Origin of the sequence: Sphingomonas endophytica (assembly GCF_001476895.1) — a bacterium.
GTDB classification, from domain to species: Bacteria; Pseudomonadota; Alphaproteobacteria; order Sphingomonadales; family Sphingomonadaceae; genus Sphingomonas; species Sphingomonas endophytica_A.
In genome coordinates this window covers 1-681 of record NZ_LDTB01000172.1, presented here as the reverse complement: position 1 = coordinate 681, position 681 = coordinate 1, and the positions used below count along the sequence as shown (strand labels likewise).

Genomic DNA, 681 nt, shown 5'->3' with positions numbered 1-681 from the left:
ACCATCAAGGGCTCGAAGGTGGAGCTGGTCGACGTGCGTGGCGACGAGATCGATCAGACCCGCGCCAAGCGTAACGTCGAGGACATTCTCGCAGCCATGCCCGACGTCAGCTGCCTGGTCGGCTTCTATTCCTACAACACGCCGCGCATCTATGAGGTGCTGAAGGAGGCGGGCAAGCTCGGCAAGATCAAGATCATTGGCTTCGACGAGGATCCGATCACGCTCGGCGGCGTGAAGGACGGCGCGATCGAGGGCACGGTCGTGCAGCAGCCGTTCGAGTGGGGCTATCAGGGCATGAAGCTGATGGCGAAGGTCGTTCAAGGGGACAAATCAGGCGTTCCCGCCAACGGCATCATCATCGTTCCCGGCAAGGTCATCGAGAAGTCCAAGTTTGCCGATTTCATGGCGCAGATGAAGCAGGTTTTGAAAAAGTAGTGCGACGGCCGGCGTGGGCGAGCCCTTCCTCGGGCTGATCGACATCGGCAAGACCTATCCTGGCGTGGTCGCGCTCGACCACGTCAGCCTGTCGGTCGCGCCCGGCGAGGTGGTCGCGCTGCTCGGCGAGAACGGCGCCGGCAAGTCGACGCTGATGCGTGTGCTCGGCGGTGTTGTCGCGCCGAGCAGTGGGACGATCCGGATCGATGGCGTCGCACGTACGAGCTACAGCGTGGCGGATGCGAT

Annotated in this window: 2 protein-coding genes; both read left to right on the top strand. The window is 62.7% G+C overall.

Annotation, left to right across the window (positions count from 1 at the left end):
• On the top strand, positions 1–435 hold a 435-nt coding region (locus NS334_RS16590), incomplete at its 5' end, for a substrate-binding domain-containing protein (protein WP_153002802.1).
• A 13-nt stretch (positions 436–448) separates the two neighbouring features.
• On the top strand, positions 449–681 hold a 233-nt coding region (locus NS334_RS16585), incomplete at its 3' end, for an ATP-binding cassette domain-containing protein (protein ID WP_153002801.1).